Raw genomic sequence first — 17,501 nt, 5'->3', positions numbered from 1 at the left:
GCCTCAGTACGACTCAACCGCGGCCCAATCAATGGGCTCACGTTTCTCGGATTTTCCGGCCTTTGTTTTGACGACTTCTCGGTCTTGGAAGTCTGATGCTGCTTTTGGAGCAACGTGATCTGTAGCGGGGCGGGATTCCAATGCCATTGCCGCTTGCCGGTTATGGCGCGTCGCTTTGACCTCGAGCCTGGCTTTCGCAGCATCTCGGCTGAGTTTGGACCGCCGCAGCAGCGCAAAGATTCGGGCAGGCTCAGAATTCAGTGCCAGCGTTTGGGCCGTCTTGTGGAAGCCCTTCCACCAGACGTTCTGGACCTTGACGTACAGGACTGAAGGATCGACGCAATCCTGCCTGACCTCAGTAGGAACGCCGGTCCGGAGCGCGCGTTGTAGACCCTCACTGGTGTAATACCCGTATCCGGTTCGGATTCCGTCGCGTTCCGTGGCCCTCTTCGGAACGGCCAGGCTAATGGCGGTCTTGATCAGAAACGCATCGTCATAGGCGCAAGGGATGCCCAAGGACCCTACGGTGTTCAGCACGTACTCCCGCTTCTCCGCAGGGGTGAAGCCCTCACCATCCGGGGTCTGGGGGAGGTCATCGAATACAAACGCCCGAAATTCGCCGTAGAGCTCTTCGAAGGTGTGTTTTGCGGTTTGATAGCTTTTGAAACGGCCATCTACTTTTCGACCGATGCTATCGGGTTCGCTGCTTCCTGCAAGGCGGTGCGACACCTGCGTGTTTACTTGTTTTATCGTGTTTTCTGCTTGACCGTTGAACCTGCTCCCTCCTGTCGGTGGATGACACAGACTGATGCCCTGCTGCTTGCAGAACACTTTGAGCCACTCGGAGGTATTCTCTGGACCTCGGTCAGCCTGGATTACTTTCGGAAGGAAGCCGTGGCGCAGAACATAGTCACGTAGCAGTATTGCTAGTGCGTATGTGCTGGCCGGACCGAACACAAACGCGCACGCCATGGAGTCGCCAGTGGCGGCGTCGATGCCAATATAGAACCGTGGTTTTTCTGCAGGGAACTGCGTAAGGATGTTCGGCGCACATCGGTTGTCCAAGCCTGACGAATCGATGATCAGCTTGTATCCGTAGCCCATAGGCGGCAGTGACCTGACGTCCGATCCCGCCCGCGGCTTCGCTGCCTGATACTGGCGGATGCCACCGGTCGTGAGCGCGCGCTTGGTGGGGTCCTGCTTTTTCAGCCGCTTCCTGAGCGTTTCTGCAGAGGGCGTGGGTACGCTCTGCTTTTCACAGAGATTTTGCAGTGCCAACCAGGCGACAACTTGGCTAGGGTGCAATCCTTTGTTCCACTGCGCCACCACGACCGCGAGGGCTTCCTCCTGCAACGGAAGCAGGCGCCCTTGTCGATTTCCGCAAAGGTGGAAGTTTGGAATCGCGACGGCCACAGGAGACATTCCATCCGTGCACTTCGTCGCCAACTGTTTCGCGAGCGATTGCGTCGCACGCGTGGGCTCCGACTTTCCCTGCTCAATGTCTTCGAGCCGCCGCAGTCTTTGCTTAGCGGCCTCCATTGCAGTCGCCGAGGCACGCAGTAACGGGTCAGTTACCACCGGCTGTGAGAATCGTTGCGCTACCTCAGAATAGGCGCGTCTGTCGGCCTCCTGAGCTTGCAATTCTGTTGGAAAGATCCAGAAGGTCGCGGGCTCGAGTGGCGATGTCGTCCGAAGGGCTGCGAATGACTTTCGATTGGCGACCATCCAAAGGGCGAGTCTGCCATTGAACTTGGGGATTGCTCGCGACATCGCCTCTAAAGACGTTGTGCCTTGCTTAAGTTTGGCTTCGACACGGGCGCAAATGGCCAGCTCCGCATCGGAGAGCGGAGCGTCAACCAGCGCACAGCAAGCTTCAAGGTTCTGAAGGTGAATGCCAAACGGAGAATTTTGAGCGTAAACGCTGAACTCGATGCCCTGTGCCTCTGCCCAGTTAGAGAAGGCTTCGTGTTTCCACTCCCCGTCGACTAGTTGGTACTCGGGCTTCTTTGTTGTGTGACGCAGTAGCCACTCTTCTGTCTTGCATTCGACGAGCTGGATGGAGTCCTTACGAAAGACGAGAAAGTCGAGCGTCGAGCTGGTGATATGACGACGATCACCGGAGCGTCGCTCGACGCCTCGACATTGGACCTGCGTGTAGTAACCCAACACATCCGGGTCCAGTTCCAGGAGGTAGGCGTAAACCTGTTCACACGTATGGCTTTCGGTATGGCGTAGCCCCGCGTTCTTTGCCGAGAAGTATGCCGTCCGAACGTTCTTGAGCGCTCCATCACCCACCACTCGGGCGGGCGACGCGGCGATCATCTCCTCTAGCGTCGCGATCTGGCTCGTATTGAGGGCGAGCGAGTGATAGAGGTCCATTCGGATTTCGACGGACAGCTTTTCCGTTGGCGTTTCATACGAGAACTCAACGGGCTCAAGCGTTCCGTCTGCGAAAGGCGCAGCCGAGTGGCTGTCTGCGCGGGCTTCTTCTTCGGTCATGAGGCAACTCAGCCTTGTTCAAGCCGGGCTGGCAGCGGGGCAATACCTCCCCCTCCCAAAGCCGGGCTATTGACATGGATGTCCGGGCGGCGGATGCTGAGTTGGCAGACGGGTCAAGTCGGCAAATCAGCGAAAGGCCTGAGGGGCGCAATCCCTTGGGCCTTTCCTTTATCCGTTTCCGCAGAGCGGTTCGGTGTGGCGAGACGGCGTTGTGGCTATTGGGCGATGGGGCTACCGGTCGTTTCGTGGACTTCCATGCTAGGGCGTGTGCGGCTTGACCGCTAGACCATTTTTTGTCACTGAATATCTTGTAAGTTATTGTTCTTATTAGAACGCACCCCCTATTCATCAGGGAATTTACAAGAGGGCCTTTGAAGACCGCCCCTACCGCTGTGGCAGTCATGCGCCGAGCCGCATTCTTTGCGGCTGTCTCGGAAGCGTCCGAGCGCCACTCACTTCGCGCGGGACCGCGTTCAGGGCTAAAGGACGCTTGGTTGTCGCTGCGCCTCGACCGGCGAGAGGTTTATTTGTCCGGGCGGGCGCGTCCCGGCGAGAGAATGCTGGAGAGGCTCCTGGCGGAGTTTCCCCGGGCGGTAGAGGTCTGGAACTCGCGGGTTTGGGAATGCCTGGACCTTGATCGGACCACGGGCTGGCTGAGCACGCAGCTATTCGTGCTGACCGGCAAGAGCCGAGCAACCACCCAGGAACTGCAACTACTAGGGGAACTGGCGGCGGGCGCTATTGCCCTGGAGGGCGGCGCGCTGGACCGGATAGCCGTGCACCTCGTAGCGTTCCGCTGTGCGCGGGGCCGGGAGCAGCCCGAGCTGGCCGCACACTTGGCTATGCGTCTAGCCCGGTGTCTGTTGATGCTCTCTGCATGCCCGTACAGGCGTACCGCGGCTGAGCGGATTTGGGACTATGCGGATAGCCACTTCTTTCGCGGCTTCAAGTATCAGGGGCGGGCAATTTCCCTGAAGCCCCAAACTTGGGACTTTGTTGGCAACCATGCACGAGGCGTGTTGGCAGCCTGCCGCGGGATGGCGTTCATGAACCCACTGCAGCACGATCTTCCGGACTCCGTAGCAGACTTCATGCTCCGGGAGTTTGTGGATGGGATCGCGACGCTGGATCCTTTCGAAACGGAGAGACTTCTTAGTCGCTATAGGTCGATGTCGCCCGATCAGAAGGCACGCGATCGGCTTCCGGATCCTGATCGCGTGGGCCTTTTCTCTACTTGATCATCGATGAACGGGCTTGGCCTCGATCGAGGGCTACTCTCTGTCAGTAGCAGACGCCGGCCCGTGAGTTCCAAAACGGGGACGCTGCAGAGCTGGCACAATGTGGTGGGCCGACCTCGCCGACTGGCGAATAAGCACCTCCAGGCCGAGCAGGCGCTGCAGGTCTAGCTATGCTAGTGCGGCGATGAGGCTACGGCGAACGCGCGCAAGCTCCAGCAATGTAGCGACCGCGTCGGGCGACGCCGAAAGACGGACAAACAGGGGAAGGACGCATGGCGGAACCGACACCGCTCGACGACTTGGTGCTCCGATGCAAAACGCCGGAGGACTGCGATCGGTTGATAACCAACGCAACCGCAAAGGGGCGTCCGGACCTCGTACCTCAGGCCTTGCAGCACAAGGTCAATCTGCGGACGGCATCGCACCTGCCACCTCCGACCAACGACGTGAAGCGCGACTGTGTACAGGCGATCTACGCCTACGAGGAGATCCTCTTCATGACGCACGGCCGGCGACTGCGGGCTGGACGCACACGCCAGGCGGTCGACAACAAAGGGTTGATTGCTGCGTTCGAGGGTTTCGTCAACCGACCTGACGGCGCCGCCGGCTTCAAGAATCTCAGGGACGCGGGCCTGCACAACTTCGCTTACGAGGCCGTCGTCGCGAGACACCCGCAGGCGTTCTCGATCGAGGCAGTAGAGCGAGCCCGGCAGAGATTGGCGCAGTTCCAGGAGTGAGTAGCATGACGCTTGATCGAGGTGCGCCTCTCGCACACGACTTCAACGGTGCGTGGATCCACGGCGGCACGCTCCGCAAGGTCCTGAAGAACGATCGGCCGAGCTTTGACTTCGGCCCGTTCAAATCCCGCGATCGGGTTGACGTTCGCCTGCCCGACTCGCGCTACGCGCTCCGGTGGGATACCGACCATGGAGTGCCATTTGCACTCGCGGACGGGCTCTTCGTTACGGTGCATGACGAGGAGTCCCCGAGCACGGTGTACGAGCTGCCAACGCTCAGATTCACCCGCCGCGCGCTACTTAGCGCGTCAGCGGCCGTCGAGGACGATCCGACAACGATCAATCTCGCTGAACGAGCACACCGCCTGGCGTCAGGCGACGCCAACACGGCCTGGGAGTTCTCCAAGGCAGTGTGCGAGTGGGGAGATGGTGAGCGTGTGTGGGGCAAGCTCAAGAGCCGCCATGGTTCGAAATTGGGCGCCCTGCTCGCGGGGTGGTTCTCCGAGGCCTTGGACGCTCCGACGCCCTCGCGCGCGATCGCCGGCGGCCTCGCGCTAGGAGGATTCGGCGTCTCGTTCGCCAGCAAGCACCTTCGGCACCTGCGTCCGGACCGTTACGCGGTGCTCGACGACATCGTCGAGCAGGGCCTCGGGTACGCCCGTTCGCCCACGGGCTATGACCTCTTCATCCACGACCTACGCCGGCTGCAGTTCGAGCACTTCCCCGACCTCACGGTCGCCGCGATCGAGGCCGGGCTGTTTGGCTTGGCCCGCCAGCTGGTCCGATCCCGCTGATGGCACCGAGCCCATTTCGTAGGAGGGACGTAATCGCCGGCAAGTGGGAAGACCGTGGTTCCACGCTTACGCCACCCTTCCGCTGTCGCTGGTTTTTCTCCTGGACCGAATATGCACCGGCTCGAATCGCCGGCTTCTTCGCGGGATACGAGGGCGGCGGTGCTTTCATCGGGGAGCGCTTTCACGCCGCATTCGAGGGCGACCGGCTCACCGAGCTCGTCTGGAACGCATACGACCATGTAGCTGGCATGGCGGCCGAGGCAATGTTCCGCTCGCCGGACGTGGACGCCCTCGTAGAGCGTCATGCCGAGGCCTTCCTTCGTTGGCACGATCGCGACCGATGGGAAGAAGGCTTCCTGTGCCTCGCAGCCGGCCGGGAGAAGGGTCTGGTCATGCCGCCTGACGCGCTCTATCTGCCGCCCAAGCACGAGCGCTCGGGTCTACTCAAGATTGGTGCGATGCTGCAGGCTACCGGAATTGCGACCCGTATAAAGGTCTAGCGCAATTGCGCCGGCTCTGCCGGTCAGCGCCCCTAATTGCAGGTACCCATCGGGCTGATCGCTGGTACCGCCGGGCTGACCGCTTCATTGCAGTGGACCATGTCCGCTATCGGCCAGAACCGGTCATCTGCACGAACTAGGGACTCAACGAGCACCTGCTCGTACCAATGCCTCTTGGAGACGGAGTCGAACGGGCTCCGGCAGTGCGTCGAGTCGCGCAGCCACTTCAGTGAGGTAAGCCAGTTCGTGCCCCGCAACGCCGTTGGACAGATAGATCAACAGCTGAGCCGTCGCCTCCTGGAAACGTGTGACCAGATCACTGGTGCGCAGCTCGAACAGGACATGACTATGTTCCGCGGCCAGCGCCGGCATGCGGGTCGCCAGTTCCACCCCCGCGGGAAAGTTCGCGCCAAGACGGGGAAGCCACTCGACCATTTCCCGGCATTCCGCCGGGGCAAGCGGCGCGAGCACACCATGGAGTCGATCCTGCCAGTACCGGGAGAGCCAACCGTTCCAGACCTTGTCGATGCCCGGCGGGTCCAGTTGCCGCAGCATGTGCTCGATCTGCGATGCAAACGTGGTTCGATCCTCCTCCGCGCCGTACTGGAAGAGGTTGGGGAGAAGCTGCTGCAGGGGATCGGCGACGTGGAAGACACACAAGGCCGCGTAGAACTCGATCAGTCGCGCGCGATGTTCCGGCAGATCCGCGGGAGCTCGTGCCACGGCCGTCAGGAAAGCTGGCAATAACGCCTCAACCAGCGGCGGATACAGTCGTCCCCACGCGAGAAAGCCATGCCACGCTTGCGCGAATATCCGCGAATCCGCGTCCTGAAACAGGGGTATCAAGTGCTCCCGCACCCACGCTTCGTCGAGCCGAAACAGGAAGGCGGCTTGGCTCGCCAACAGGGAACGCGCATGCGCTCCTTTCGACGACCGATCGTGGATCGCTTGGGTAAATCGTTCGCGGTAATAGGCAGGCATCGCCCAATCCGCGCCCTCCTCGCCCTTGAGCGTGAGCGAGAGCGCGGCGAGCCAGTACTCGACCAGCACACCACCCGGCCGGTTGATGGCCCGCGTCAGCCAGTTGTTGTCGAAGTCGGCATCGTCGTCGGGGGCCAGCGCGGCCCACAGGTGATCCGCGATCCGGTTCGCGATGGCCAGCAACTCGGACGCGAACGGCTTGCCACCATCCTTGACAAGTCGTAGCAGGACATCAGCGATGTCCCGGGCATGTTCGGTATGCAAATCATTGCGGGCGACCGCCTCGAGCAAGCGGTGCCATTGTGTGCTATCAAGGTCTGCGTCCTGGAATCCCCGCAGCGTCGCCGACCACAAGTCGGATGACCACAGCGCCCGCTGCTCCAGTTCGGCGACCAACTCGAAGCCCCAGTCCGGGACTGACTTGGCCGCATCCCGCACGGCCGACAGCAGTCCCTCCCGACTGGGACCGTCGAAGTCGGTGCCTCTGAACTCCAAGAGAGCGTCAAGCTGCTCATTCGGTGGCTGCGCGACCAATTGTTCGGTGGACCAAGGACTCTTTGATCCGACCCACCCCGCCGAGCCCATCCAGTGCGTGAGGTCGGGATACTCAGAGGCGACCCACTGCGGAAAACGCGCACGAATGGGTGCCAGAAAGGCCCCTGCAAGCGCACAGTCTGGCTTCGCCACCAACAACCACGAAAACCAATCGAACTGGAAGCGCTGGGCGCGTGCGTCGACCGACCGGTTGTCTGCGTCCTCAAAGGCGGTGGCCACAATGGCGTTAATAAATGCCTGACGCGCGGCGTCCGTAGCGTCGGGATAATTGAGCGCCGCCAAGCGATGCACCTCATGGTGCTCGGCAATCGAATCAAGGCCAACATGCGCCAGAACCCACGCGAGCCGTTCGTCCGGCGATTTGCCAGGGTGCGAAGCCTCTGCGTGCACCGCCAATCGACGAAGCAAGGGAATCCTCGAGCTCGACAGGTACTCGATCCGCGCGTCGAGTCGCGCGGGGTGGTTTGCCCCGAGCCACTCCATGGCATCACGCGCGGCATCGATGAGCACATCCGACGCCTCGGTGTAGCGATCCTGCTCATGAGGCTCGATCGCGGATCGTCGGTAGCTCATCGAGTCCCACTCGTCCCGCGCACCCGACCACGCGGTCAAGTCCGCGTGCATGCGCTCGAATCGATGGATCAGCCCAGACAGCAAAGGCTCGGCCAGCTCGGCGAGATGGGGCTGTATCTGATTCTCGTATACTTCGTTCAGTGACCAGTGGTCGGTTTGGAGCGAGCATTCGGCCGTCAGCCGCGAGCGCTCTTCGTCGTCCTCGCTTTCTCGCCAGCCGTAGCCGCGCTTGAGCTCAAACTTGTGGACGCACATCTGCAAGAAGAGTGACAGAGCGTCGTCAGCCAGGCCAAGTGCCTCACAACGTTCCGAAAGCCACATGAACACGTGGCGATCTGCTCTTTCTGGCACGCTCTCAAGCAGCAGATGGATCCACCGTCGCAGCGTGGCGGCTTCGATTGGCTTGTCGTTCTCCAGTCCAAGCTCTCGACCCACGGCATGCCATAGCACGGTATTGAGCTGGAGGCCGTGTCCCGCGATGAGATCGAAGCATTCGTCAAAGTGCTCGATCGCATAATGTTTAGCGAGCCAGAACGCCAGCTGGGCTTCGCGCTCGCGAAGCTCGCCAGGCCGGAACAACGCCTCCAAGTGCTTCCTTCCGTTCAGCCACTTAGGCCATGAGACATCGCGGGCCACGTCAGTGAACAAGCGGCAAGTCGAAACGTCTCTCAGCGCTTCCTCGATCTCACCAACCAACTCGGGGTCTACTGGGGGCGCTCGTCCGACCAGCTCCAGCATCCGTGACTGCCAGTCAAGCGTCCCACGTGCGCCCCGTTCGGCAAGCTTCGCCACGCTCTGGTAGAGCTGTCGAAATGCCTCAGCGCCTTCGCCCTTGACGAACCGAATGGGTTGGATTCCGAGAAGGTTCCAGTTCCCGTCAGTTTCTGTTATTGCGTATCGGCCTGCCGAACCGTCGGCCGGCAGCGCCCTAGCCAGGTAGTTCATGACGACATCGTCGTGGCTATAACCTACAAACAGGACGGTATGAGTGCGAAAGACGTCCAGCAGGAAACGGCGTGCCCATCCCTCCGTCAGGTACGCCCGGCCAAAATCTGCATCGGTGAGTACAACGCTCGACGCGTGCGGCAGGGCGCCGTGCACATGCACGATGCCGTGGAACCTGTAACCCAAGGGAAGCGCGGGCGCTCGGTAGACCTCGGGCGAGCTGCCAAATACTTCCTGCGCCGCCGTCTCGAAGTGGAGGTCGAAGTTCGTGGTGACCAACTTGATGCGATCCGCAGCACCGAACAGGCGGATGAGATCGCGGTGCAGGTCATTGGGAGCACTGCCTTCCGGCGAGAGCAATTCCACGGCGCGCTGGTGAACGGCGACTCCCCGATGCTGCAGCACGCCAAGGAACCGGTCGACCGGAAGTACTGGCGTCAGTCCGGTGTTGCGGGCGATCTTCTCGGCGAGCTTCCAGAAGTTGTCCAGATTCGACGGCGGCCCCATCGAGACGCCAGCGCCCGCGAAGACGACGAGCTGGCTGTTCTTGATGGCATCAAGGATCCGATCGTCGAAATCGAGGTTTCCCAGTCGCGGCATGCTTCTCTCTCTATGACTAGCGGGTTCCGGGCAGAACCCCTGTCCAGTCTATGCCAGGAAGAATCACACTGGGTTCGAGGAGGTAAAGTGCGTGCGACGCAAAAGTATGGAACGTGGTGGCAGGGCCAAGAGGGCCTAGGCATGCTCCGGGCAGGCGACGGGTAGACTCTGCTGGGGAGACAGACAATCGTGACAGGAGCGAGTTGGTGAGTCGGGATCGGGATATCGAGCGCACGATTCGGCATGGCGAGCGCAACCATGACGCCAAACGCCTGATCCACAACTGGTGCCGTCATGCCCACGTGGAGAAGTTCGGCGGCAGTCGGCGTCTGCAATCACCCGCGTTCGCGCTCATAGACAGCGTTGCACGCCTGAGCAACGAAATTGGTTAAGTTCGATGTCTGCTCAGGGTCGCATCACGCCTTTTTTCTGAGCCCAGGAGAAGCCTGACCAACCCTTCATCAGGAGTTGGTCATGGCCATTCTTCACACATCTCAGCACCACGAGCCCTGGAACAAGGGCAAGCTAATCGGGCAGAAGGCCCCGCTCAAGCTGAAAGACATCTGGGCTATTCGCATTCGCCTTCAGCTCGGCCACAAGGTTCGTGACCTCGCCCTCTTCAACCTGGCGATCGATTCCAAGCTACGCGCCTGCGACTTGGTGAAGCTCCGAGTATCCGATGTCTCACACGGCGGTCAGATGGCGTCCCGCGCCATGGTGATGCAGCAGAAGACCGGACGACCGGTCCAGTTCGAGATCACCCAGTCAACTCGCGAGGCCGTGCAGGCTTGGATCACCCATGCCGATCTGAAGGCCTCGTGACCTGCCCCCAGTCTTAGGGCCACGCGTTACTTTGTAGAGTCCAAGGTTGCGAGCTTAGCGCTCGTGTGGGGTTGAAGGGAGCCGTGCTCGCGAAGTTGAGCTGCGAACTCGGAAGGGGTGAGCTTGCCAAGGGAGCTGTGCGGGCGTACCTCGTTGTAGTCGCGTCGCCATGCGGAGATTGCGGCCTTGGCGTGATCCAGCGACACGAACCAGTTCTCGTTGAGGCATTCGTCGCGGAACTTGCCGTTGAAGCTTTCGACGTATGCGTTCTGCGTCGGTTTGCCGGGCTGGATCAGCATCAGCCGCACGCCGTTGCCCGTGGCCCATTGATCGAGTGCCCGACCAGTGAACTCAGGCCCTTGGTCGGTGCGAATGGCCGCCGGATAGCCACGGAAGCGACACACTGCCTCGAGGATATCGGCCACGCCCTGGCCATTGATGCGACGACCCACCGCGATCTCGACCGCTTCCTTGGTGCAGTCATCGACCACGGTGAGGCACTTGATCGGCCGGCCATTGGCCAGTGCGTCAAACACGAAATCCATCGACCAGGTGTGGTTCGGTCCCGGCGGCACCTGTAGCGGCCTGCGCTCCACCGCGACGCGTTCACGCTTGCGGCGCTTGCGCACGGCAAGCCCTGCCGCCCGGTAAAGGCGATGCACGCGCTTGTGGTTGACCACGTAGCCCTCACGCTCGATGAGGATGTGCAGGCGACGGTAGCCGAAACGTCGACGCTCGCCGGCCAACTCCACCAAGCGCTCCTGAAGCCCGTCCTCTTTCCGCTGCGAAGCGTAATGCAGAACGCTGCGCGAGAGCCCCAGCAGGCGACACGCCCGCCGTTCCGACATCTGGACCTTGGCCCGCATGGCCGTGACGGCGTTGCGTCGTGCCTGCGGGCCTAGAATTTTCCCCGCGCGACAACCTTCAAACCTTCGATGTCGAGCATCGCCTCGGCCAGCATCTTCTTGAGCTTGGCATTTTCGGCCTCCAGCGACTTCAGGCGCTTTGCATCGGGAACGTCCATCCCGCCGAACTTGCGGCGCCATAAGTAAAACGACGCGTCGCTGAAGCCGTGCTTGCGGCACAGATCCTTGATCGGCGCGCCGGCCGCCGCCTGCTTCAGGAAACCGATGATCTGCTCGTCGGTGAACCGCTTCTTCATGTCCGTCCTCTCTTTGGGAACGGACTCTACTTAAGTCAGACTGGTCCTGAAAACGGGGGGCAGGTCACCCCGTCAAGAAGCCCCTTACATTTGGCTAAAGCCCACTACAATTGGTCACCTTTTCAATATCACCTGCCACCCATGCGTCGCGACCATACAGCTTGGCTAATCCACTTTGTTCGGGATCGCATCCCTAGCCAAGACTTTCCATTTTGGGATGGTGAGGATTATGGCGATAGTAATGTCGTTGGCGAGCTTGAACCGGACGCAAGCGCTTTCGCCGTCCTCCAGACGATAATTCGCCTAGGTGGACTCATCCCCGGCCGCTCGTTTCGTAGGGGAAGAACCACTGTCTACGGTGGTCAACCTGTTGTATGTGCGACAGAAATGCCGCTCTACTCGTTTGCTCTATATGCAAGACAACAGTCTAACCAAAAGAATGTATCGGCATACGGCATTGCCTTTTTGAAGGCGGAGTTCTATGCCGCCGGAGGACGGCCCGCCATCTATGGCCTTGCATCTGAAGACGTGACATACGTGCACAACGATGCGTACCACCGCATATTCCACGAGCACATCCTTCCCAGGTCTGAACAGTACAGATATGTCGCGTACAGCCCGAGTGGCGACCACTGGATCGATTGGAGTCACGAGCGTGAATGGCGCTGGCGAGTACGTGATAAAGATGAAGAGTTCGTATGGTCAATGGACGGACAGGGCTGCTACAGCCCGATCCCAGGCCTTCCGTTGCTAAAGGGAAGAAGCGAAGGCGCGCACTTCAGCAAACTTTGCATCATTGTGTGGAGCAAGGAAGAGGCCACCGAGATTCAATCGCTACTGACGGGCTACTACCTTGCTGGATACAACAACTACAGCACTCCGTTTGATAGAGCCGTGATCGCGAATAGCAGAATTATCGTTCTGCAGGAAGTAATAGAAGCGGTAGAGAAGAACGGCAACTTGGATGCACAAACAATCGAGGGCCTTGAAGACGCCGACCTGGTTACGCCTATCGTAATAAGCAGTCCGCCGCCCGACGCCGGCCAAGTGATTGCGACTGCTTTTGCGGCGGCCACTCATGCCGGTCGATCCGCCGCGAAAGCGTACATCGAGATGTATCCCAAGGATGAGGGGTATTGCGGATACGCGCATGTCGCAACCAGCGATGTAACTCACCCCTTGGTTCAATACATGCTCAATAGCGACCTTGCATCCGGACCCTACGATGGTCGCGCACACATCAGTGTTCCGAAAGACTGGCCATCCCGCCAGTCTTTGGATTACAACGAGCACGTGTATCGCGCGGTTGCGCATGTACTGTCCCACCAGCTGCAGCTGCGATGTTGGATGCACAGCAGGCCTGATTGATTGGCTTCTCCTCCCCCTGAGTACCGCCAGGATCCTACCCATGACTCCAGACGAAGCTCGCTCAGAAATCGAGAGGCGAATCTCAGTTACTCCGCAACGCGTGACGATCGCCAAGGGAATAATCTTGAACCTTGCACGCACAAACAATTCTAGCGATAGGCTAGTCGAAGAGCTGTTACAGGCGAATGCAGCTGAGTTACCACGGCCGGTGATCGTGCATGCTAAGACAGACACCGCAGGACAAGTTTCCGCCGCTGCTGAGGCGCTCTCGTGGATTCTCGCAGGAAAAGAGGCAATTTGGTCTCTGATCCACTCGGGCTATTTGTTACCGCTCAGCGCCAACCTCACAGGTGAAGACGCAATACCAGTTCAATGGACAACAGTAATACCCGGCAGCGGCGGCGAGTCGTCTAGCTGGCGATTCGATGCCACGAAGCTGCCGATTCCAAACTTGGTTCGCCGCGCCCCGTCGCTCGAGAATGGGGAGGATCTGTTCTTGAGCGAGCCAGACTTGTATCTCCGCACCATCGGCGTCGACACCATGCATGGCGATGTTGTTGGCGCGTTTCGCGAAGCCGTTAAATGCTTTCGCTCTGAACTCTACACAGCTTCCTTCGCGATGCTGGGAAAAGCGTCGGAGGGCGCTTGGCTTGAACTTGGGGAAGCATTAGTAGACGTCATTCCCAATGCAGACGAGGGCAGGTATTCAAGGCAGCGAGACGTACTTCTGGATCCTATGGCCGGCACAATGAAGAAGATCGAGGCAGTGCTGGCGATCTACGATCACCAAGATTTGTTCGGCCCCGTTGCTAAGGCTTGCGAAGTGCGTTTAAAGGACCTTCGCCTTGTTCAGGTATGGAGCGACGCTGTGCGAGATTCGCGGAACACCATCCACTTCGGCGTAAAGGCCGCCGTCCCTAATACCTACGAGAAACTCGCTGCCCTCTTGATTGGCGCCGCCCCACATATCCAAACCCTTTATCGAGTTCGTGACGCGTGCCGTACTGTTCTCGGGACGACATAGCCTTCGCTCCGCTGCGTGTCGAAGTTTCAGACTAGCTCCCTGTAGGACAGCAGTTCGACAGCGAAGGCAGTGTTGACGGTGGCGGGGATGAAGAAGTGTCCGTTTTGCTTTTGGAGAATGGTTCGCACTGCAGCGGCGCCAACCTCCCGAAGGGTAGCAGCGAGGCTGTAAATCATCTGATACAGCGGCCGAAGGTTCTCGTCTGCGTATCGACTGAGCTCCTCTTACCGTTCGCGTCGCCCATCGCCATTCATGGGTAGTCGCCGTTGCTAGGCCCCAAGGAATTCTCGTCAGCACCGAAGGGGGAACAAAGCCCTGCGCATATGCGGAAGGAACTCAGGTTATGAAGGTGCCGCGCCGCCCGCCACACACGTAGCCTCCGGGGGCCTTATGCGGTCTCAGCGTGCTATCGCGCGACGTTCTCTTGAACTTCTTCTGGCAGTAAGGACATTGCAGTACGAACTCGGATGCCTTGAATGAAGGCCACGGCTTCGAGCTCAACCGCCGTACGGGCCGTGGCTGTTTTGTGATCGCGGAACGAATAGCAGAATTCCTTCCACTTTCCCGCCTGAAGTTCGAGACCCGGGAAGCCTCTGCTGCTTTATAAAGCTGGATCTCCACCCGCGGCTCGAACTCGACATCGGTCAGCTCTAGCCCTAGAACCTTGTGCCCAAGAAAGCTTCTCCAACCTGGAGGACTGCTTCCTCCTTGAAGATTCCAAGCGTAGAAGTACTCTCTCGAAGGCGCATTTTCTGGCTTCTTGAACAGAAGAGCATACGGCTCCACCAATCGAGAGGTGCCGTCGTAATTTAGACGTATCAGTCGCCGTTCCGATCCTGCTCTGAGTATCGGAAACCTTAGTGCAGCGGGGAAGAATGCTTCCGTCTCTACGTCGCGGGTTTCGGTTCCGGCGAAGATCTCACTGACGAAGCCGGCCAGGCGCTCAGAAGCGGACCTTAAATCGAAACGGCTATCGGCTGGACATACCAGACGGTCTCGCCAGTCTTCCTCAAGGCCGTCAGTTGGCACAGCGAGCAGGATCTCCCGTGCCGCACCCGGGCTACGCTCGAATATGGTCTTCCTTAGAAAGGCAGACACAATCTTGCTTCGATCTACGCCCAACTCGTTGCGCCAGAGGTGGGCGTATGCCATATCAAAAAGATCCAAGACATGCCGTCGCTGGAGAAGGCATTTGAGTTTTGCTGCAAGCAACTCTTCTACGGCCAAACATTGAATTGACGCCGCACAAAGACCCCTGTCGGAATACGGGTGGATGATGGGGAGCGACTTGGAGGCCAGCACCGGGGTGTCTAGCGTAGAAACATCCATTTGGACAGCAATTGATAGTTCTTCATCGTTCCCGTAGAAGTCCGAGAAGAACAGGCGCGCCCTGTAAACTTCTTTAACGACCTCGTCGCGCCCAACGACCGTGCGATGCAGCCCAACGCTGGTCCGCTCAACATTGAAATGGACCGCTGTGACACCCTCAATGGTTGAACAACATCTGTTCAATGCCTCTGCAAAAGCGCGCTCATCAATCACGCTTGCGGAAGAAAAATCTAGATCGTCCGAATATCTTGATTCGGGGAGATATATTTTTCTGAAGCACGTTGCTCCTTTAAGCGTCAGAAGACGCCCAAGGTATGCATCCTCTGAGATGGACTTCAACAGCCAACCAAAGACGTAATCGCGTTGTACATGCGCAACGTGGACGCCCATACTCTCTGCAGCGGCATCTATCTCCCCGCGCCCAATCAAGTCGCACCCTCCCGCTCTTGGATCTTCCAGGCGACTTTGTCTAGCAGGAATGCACGATAGATGGCCGGAGCCTGATAGCTGTAGAACTCTTCAGCCCTCCTGCGAAAAATGACCGTTGCAACAAGGGAAATGATCAGGGACGAGATAGCCCCACACGCTGTAGTAGATATCAGCGCAGCGGCGACGCCTGCAGCAACAGAAATGAAAGCACAGTTGCGGTAAAAACCGTATCGGGCAAGGAACACCATAAAAGTTGTGCTGAGTTGCTTGTGCTCAACGTAGTCCTTGCAAAGCTGGTATGGATTATCAATCTTCCCACCCAGATCCCCGAGATAGCGCGCGCGGATTTCCTCTTTGAGCAGATTCTCCTCCGCTTCGCGCGTACGCGCTTTCGGGGTTGTTGCCCAGCCAAGCACGTACTTGAGAATGTACCTATCAACGTAGTTCGCCAGTGGCTCAATCAGCATACCGAGTAGCGTGAATACCAAGGGGGCGACGACGAGTGTAATCGAGGCCGGAACCTTCGATAGACCAGACAAGAGGTCCCCAGCGGTCCACGGTCCTACGTACACCACAAATGCGGTGGTCGCCGCCGAGGCTAGTAGGCCAGTCATGAAGAACGTAAAGATGTCCCACAGTGATACGCGCACCTTCTCGATCATTCTCCCCCCTTCATGGCGACTACTCGTGTCGTCTTCGACATAGAAATCCTAGGTGTCACACCCCCGTGTGACGAACCATCTACTAGCGGGAACCCGGATGCAAGGGACCCAACTGTACGGCTTGTCCACGGCGGACATTGTGGAGCGTCGCCCACCACGCGCGACAGCGCGTAATGGGCATGGACTTGCCCTGGCGATCTTAGATTGACTGGGTCCGGCCAATAACTGCGCGTATAAGTTGACCGGGAGAGGCAGTTCGAATGTTCGTGTCCGCTTCGGGTCGGGAAGCGCCCAGGTCCTTAGCGGCCACAGTCGAACATCTGGCACCTAAGGAACAAAGGTCGATTCAGTACTTCACATCGAGGCATGATCACTCGTACCTTCTCGACCGGATCACAGTACTGAACTGCAAGTTTGTTGGACCAATCCTTTCCGCGCCCCACCGGTTGATACGAGGTGCTGTCGCCTTGAGCTCAGGCCCGCTTACGAAGCTCAGAGATCGATCGTGCGGGGACGACGTGCCGGCGCGCTTTACGACGCGCTCGACCAAGCCGTGCCGCACTGCTCTGCGCTCGTGCGCGATCCGCTAAGCTCGCGGCTTGGCCGGCACTGAACGCTTTGAGTCAGGAGGAGCGTGCTCGCTAGAAGAGGTAGGTTCCTAAAGCCCTTCGATCAACGAAGATGTTGGCTTGTAGCCTCGCTCGTAACGAGCCGACTCAGCCTTGATCCATGCCCACTGTTCTGGAGTGAACTCTGGTATCTCCTCCGTCAACCCGACCTGCGGGGGGTCAACTGACGTGCCCGACGAGACTGATCCATCTAAGTTGTTCGTGTGCTTCTCAGCCATTTCGCCTCCCAAGCTTTTACGGGATCAGATTACCAATCCCCACTTCCCGACGGTACGGTTATGAGTACCAGCCAAGGTGTTTAAGTTCGTGAGCAGGCCAGGCAGGGCCCGCCGTCCACTTTGGCCGCACACTAAATGGCCCTTTCCCATGCACCGTTCAGCGCGATCATTCTAGGACCTGCCCTAGGCTTCATGCAGAACGAAATACTATTGAAACGCGCCGCTAATAATTGCACCGAGTAGGCGACGAACGCGGTCCAACCCTTCCTCTGTCTGCAGAAGAGTTGAGGGACAGACGCCTCCCAATGCCGGCTGCGGCCGCAAGATCCACTCTTCAACCCACGCGTCGACGTCGTAATCGACTGAAGGTCCTCCCTGCGCGGCGATGGCGTCCCGGAGCATCCTCTTTGCGTCGGCTAGATCTGAACCCAGGGGC

General features: G+C 59.2%; 14 protein-coding genes. 8 read left to right on the top strand and 6 right to left on the bottom strand.

Translation table 11 applies throughout. The annotated features are described in order from the left end of the window. Positions 1-3: 3 nt before the first annotated feature. The gene (locus tag IP93_RS03475) at positions 4-2,499 is read right to left on the bottom strand and encodes a hypothetical protein (protein WP_144812030.1); all 2,496 of its coding nucleotides are present in this window, start codon (positions 2,497-2,499) and stop codon (positions 4-6) included. Between the two features lie 494 nt (positions 2,500-2,993). Here IP93_RS03475 and IP93_RS03470 point away from each other — a divergent pair, with 494 nt between their 5' ends. From IP93_RS03470 to IP93_RS03455, 4 genes are all read left to right on the top strand, one after another. Further along, positions 2,994-3,737 carry a hypothetical protein gene (locus tag IP93_RS03470; protein WP_144812028.1) on the top strand — a complete coding sequence of 248 codons (744 nt, stop codon included), beginning with the start codon at positions 2,994-2,996 and terminating at the stop codon, positions 3,735-3,737. 272 nt (positions 3,738-4,009) lie between these two features. Then, positions 4,010-4,474 (top strand): hypothetical protein, encoded by a 465-nt coding sequence (locus tag IP93_RS03465; protein ID WP_144812026.1) that lies wholly within the window; start codon positions 4,010-4,012, stop codon positions 4,472-4,474. 5 nt (positions 4,475-4,479) lie between these two features. Then, positions 4,480-5,268: a hypothetical protein gene (locus IP93_RS03460; RefSeq protein WP_144812024.1), complete on the top strand. Its 789-nt coding sequence runs from the start codon at positions 4,480-4,482 to the stop codon at positions 5,266-5,268. After that, positions 5,268-5,768 (top strand): hypothetical protein, encoded by a 501-nt coding sequence (locus IP93_RS03455; RefSeq protein ID WP_144812022.1) that lies wholly within the window; start codon positions 5,268-5,270, stop codon positions 5,766-5,768. Before IP93_RS03460 ends, IP93_RS03455 begins: the two co-directional genes overlap by 1 nt. 144 nt (positions 5,769-5,912) lie before the next feature. Here the strand turns inward: IP93_RS03455 and IP93_RS03450 are convergent, their stop codons facing one another. Continuing rightward, positions 5,913-9,422: a DUF4020 domain-containing protein gene (locus IP93_RS03450; protein ID WP_144812020.1), complete on the bottom strand. Its 3,510-nt coding sequence runs from the start codon at positions 9,420-9,422 to the stop codon at positions 5,913-5,915. Positions 9,423-9,628: 206 nt separating this feature from the next. Here IP93_RS03450 and IP93_RS03445 point away from each other — a divergent pair, with 206 nt between their 5' ends. Both IP93_RS03445 and IP93_RS03440 read left to right on the top strand, forming a co-directional pair. Continuing rightward, on the top strand, positions 9,629-9,814 hold the full coding sequence (locus IP93_RS03445; protein ID WP_144812018.1) for a hypothetical protein: 186 nt from the start codon (positions 9,629-9,631) through the stop codon (positions 9,812-9,814). 82 nt (positions 9,815-9,896) lie between these two features. After that, positions 9,897-10,244, top strand: a complete 348-nt coding sequence (locus IP93_RS03440; RefSeq protein WP_242006717.1) for a site-specific integrase — start codon at positions 9,897-9,899, stop codon at positions 10,242-10,244. Positions 10,245-10,270: 26 nt separating this feature from the next. On the opposite strand, the gene IP93_RS03435 is transcribed toward IP93_RS03440, so the two are convergent. Continuing rightward, positions 10,271-11,406 (bottom strand): IS3 family transposase gene (locus tag IP93_RS03435; protein WP_144812015.1). Its coding sequence is split into 2 segments (ribosomal slippage): positions 10,271-11,148 and positions 11,148-11,406, totalling 1,137 coding nucleotides; the frame shifts between segments, so codons are not numbered across the junction. 141 nt (positions 11,407-11,547) lie between these two features. Here IP93_RS03435 and IP93_RS03430 point away from each other — a divergent pair. Continuing rightward, the gene (locus tag IP93_RS03430; RefSeq protein WP_144812013.1) at positions 11,548-12,774 is read left to right on the top strand and encodes a hypothetical protein; all 1,227 of its coding nucleotides are present in this window, start codon (positions 11,548-11,550) and stop codon (positions 12,772-12,774) included. Positions 12,775-12,814: 40 nt separating this feature from the next. Then, the gene (locus IP93_RS03425) at positions 12,815-13,798 is read left to right on the top strand and encodes a hypothetical protein (RefSeq protein ID WP_144812011.1); all 984 of its coding nucleotides are present in this window, start codon (positions 12,815-12,817) and stop codon (positions 13,796-13,798) included. Between the two features lie 336 nt (positions 13,799-14,134). Here IP93_RS03425 and IP93_RS03420 read toward each other — a convergent pair whose 3' ends face one another. The 3 genes from IP93_RS03420 to IP93_RS16065 form a co-directional block, all read right to left on the bottom strand. Next, positions 14,135-15,466 carry a nucleotidyl transferase AbiEii/AbiGii toxin family protein gene (locus IP93_RS03420; RefSeq protein ID WP_158636261.1) on the bottom strand — a complete coding sequence of 444 codons (1,332 nt, stop codon included), beginning with the start codon at positions 15,464-15,466 and terminating at the stop codon, positions 14,135-14,137. Positions 15,467-15,552: 86 nt separating this feature from the next. Further along, on the bottom strand, positions 15,553-16,218 hold the full coding sequence (locus IP93_RS03415; RefSeq protein WP_144812005.1) for a hypothetical protein: 666 nt from the start codon (positions 16,216-16,218) through the stop codon (positions 15,553-15,555). 1,054 nt (positions 16,219-17,272) lie between these two features. Continuing rightward, positions 17,273-17,467 (bottom strand): MbcA/ParS/Xre antitoxin family protein, encoded by a 195-nt coding sequence (locus IP93_RS16065; RefSeq protein ID WP_084087489.1) that lies wholly within the window; start codon positions 17,465-17,467, stop codon positions 17,273-17,275. Positions 17,468-17,501 lie beyond the last annotated feature (34 nt).

The sequence above is a fragment of the Aerolutibacter ruishenii genome, assembly GCF_007830115.1.
GTDB lineage: Bacteria > Pseudomonadota > Gammaproteobacteria > Xanthomonadales > Xanthomonadaceae > Aerolutibacter > Aerolutibacter ruishenii.
Note: the sequence above shows the minus strand (reverse complement) of the source record. Positions and strands in the feature narration are given on the sequence as shown.

Coding starts and splice junctions, on each gene's coding strand:
- IP93_RS03475 (WP_144812030.1), bottom strand. CDS start 2,499: ATGACCGAAGAAGAAGCCCGCGCAGACAGCCACTCGGCTGCGCCTTTC.
- IP93_RS03465 (WP_144812026.1), top strand. CDS start 4,010: ATGGCGGAACCGACACCGCTCGACGACTTGGTGCTCCGATGCAAAACG.
- IP93_RS03460 (WP_144812024.1), top strand. CDS start 4,480: ATGACGCTTGATCGAGGTGCGCCTCTCGCACACGACTTCAACGGTGCG.
- IP93_RS03455 (WP_144812022.1), top strand. CDS start 5,268: ATGGCACCGAGCCCATTTCGTAGGAGGGACGTAATCGCCGGCAAGTGG.
- IP93_RS03450 (WP_144812020.1), bottom strand. CDS start 9,422: ATGCCGCGACTGGGAAACCTCGATTTCGACGATCGGATCCTTGATGCC.
- IP93_RS03440 (WP_242006717.1), top strand. CDS start 9,897: ATGGCCATTCTTCACACATCTCAGCACCACGAGCCCTGGAACAAGGGC.
- IP93_RS03430 (WP_144812013.1), top strand. CDS start 11,548: ATGCGTCGCGACCATACAGCTTGGCTAATCCACTTTGTTCGGGATCGC.
- IP93_RS03425 (WP_144812011.1), top strand. CDS start 12,815: ATGACTCCAGACGAAGCTCGCTCAGAAATCGAGAGGCGAATCTCAGTT.
- IP93_RS03415 (WP_144812005.1), bottom strand. CDS start 16,218: ATGATCGAGAAGGTGCGCGTATCACTGTGGGACATCTTTACGTTCTTC.
- IP93_RS16065 (WP_084087489.1), bottom strand. CDS start 17,467: ATGCTCCGGGACGCCATCGCCGCGCAGGGAGGACCTTCAGTCGATTAC.